The sequence below is a fragment of the Comamonas sp. A7-5 genome (genome assembly GCF_039581385.1).
Taxonomy (GTDB): Bacteria; Pseudomonadota; Gammaproteobacteria; order Burkholderiales; family Burkholderiaceae_C; genus Comamonas; species Comamonas thiooxydans.
The window spans coordinates 1-1,010 of record NZ_JBCPWO010000050.1 but is presented as its reverse complement, the minus strand read 5'-3'; the positions used below and the strand labels follow the sequence as shown (position 1 = coordinate 1,010).

Here is a 1,010-nt window from a genome sequence, read left to right as displayed (position 1 = left end):
CGCTAACTGCACCCAGGCGGACTTTCTGAGCATCGACCAGCAAGTAGCTCAGGTGGAACGAGCGGCTAATCTGGCAGCCATTGCGCAAGTCAGCTCCATGACCCAGCATCAGGCCCAGGAGTTGGCGCAACTGATGCTGGAGTTGGCTCCGGTCTATGGAACGGGAGAGTCGGTACTGCAATTGATCACGGGCCAGAGCAGCCTGACGGGGGAGGAGACTAGTCGATTCTGGGCTGCTATTGGGGTAGTGCCAGTGGTAGGAGGTGTGCTTAAGAAAGTGGGAGAGCCCACTGTCTCTTCTGTTACAAAAACTCTGAAACAGATCAATAACGCTACTGATCCCACCAATTATGTAAAAGCAGGTGCTTCAGGGATTTCTGAAGGTGCTCATTCTCTCATAGGCGCAGAGCGTGCAATAATTGATCAGCGAAAATTAAAAGATTATGCGTTGAATCCAGATCATCCAGTTGGAGGGAATAAGGCTCGCGTTTTTGAATCTGCATTGGGATTTAACAAAGAAAATTCAGATATTTTAATGAAGCAGCTGCAGGAAGGTGTTATGAAAAATACTCCAATACCTGGAAAAATTGATCAATATGGAGCTCGGTTTACTGTGGATATTTCCGTTGTTGGACCGGGGGGAAGTGGCATCGTTAGAAGTGGATGGATCTACAAGCCGGGCTCCGATACTCCAGAACTAACTACAATTTTCGTGAAATAAATTATATGATTTTAAGTATTAATAGAACTATTCGTTTGATAGAAAACATATCTTCAGAGAAATTATACAAAGGTGACTTAGGAGTAATAGTTGAAATTTTTTCGGACCCGGAAATAGCCTATGAAATAGAGTTTTGCGATGAAAAAGGAAGAACTATTGCGCAAGTTGTGCTAAAGGAGCACCAATTCGAAGTATTAGAATGAATATATAGGTCTTTCCTTGCAAGCGGCGCTGTTGCATAAATCGGTACAGCGACAGCGCACGTGGCAGCACCATCCTGGTTCGCGGT

At 45.1% G+C, this 1,010-nt stretch carries 2 protein-coding genes; both read left to right on the top strand.

Annotated elements, in window-relative coordinates:
* Positions 1-721, top strand: a 721-nt coding sequence (locus tag AAIL67_RS24685; RefSeq protein ID WP_343485399.1) for a DUF6883 domain-containing protein, incomplete at its 5' end; no start/stop codon positions are given.
* Positions 722-726: 5 nt separating this feature from the next.
* Positions 727-924: a DUF4926 domain-containing protein gene (locus tag AAIL67_RS24680; RefSeq protein ID WP_122974457.1), complete on the top strand. Its 198-nt coding sequence runs from the start codon at positions 727-729 to the stop codon at positions 922-924.
* Positions 925-1,010: the final 86 nt, after the last annotated feature.

Coding starts and splice junctions, on each gene's coding strand:
- AAIL67_RS24680 (WP_122974457.1), top strand. CDS start 727: ATGATTTTAAGTATTAATAGAACTATTCGTTTGATAGAAAACATATCT.